This is a genomic window from uncultured Microbulbifer sp., from assembly GCF_947489355.1.
In the GTDB taxonomy this organism is placed as follows: domain Bacteria; phylum Pseudomonadota; class Gammaproteobacteria; order Pseudomonadales; family Cellvibrionaceae; genus Microbulbifer.
This window is the reverse complement of sequence record NZ_CANLDD010000243.1, coordinates 1-229: the sequence shown is the minus strand read 5'-3', so window position 1 is coordinate 229 and position 229 is coordinate 1. Positions and strand designations below refer to the sequence as shown.

Sequence of the window (229 nt, the reverse complement as noted above, 5' to 3'; positions counted from 1 at the left end):
GCACTACAGACAGGCTGGAGAAGCTCATCCCGTAGACTTCCACTGCACCGTCGGTACCCAGAGTAAAGGATTCACTGTCGGCAGTACCCAGCAGCGTGGCATTAGTGGCGGTAAGGGTTTCTACATCGGAAAATAGGATATCGCTGTTGCGCGCTTCTTTATTATTACCAGTCAGTAACCACTCGGCATCTTCGGCTCCGTTGACCGTGTCGATACCGCCAAGGGCATC

1 protein-coding gene is annotated in these 229 nt (G+C 53.3%); it reads right to left on the bottom strand.

Annotated features, from left to right (window positions below):
• On the bottom strand, positions 1–229 hold a 229-nt coding region (locus tag Q1A48_RS21615; RefSeq protein ID WP_299948954.1), incomplete at both ends, for a hypothetical protein.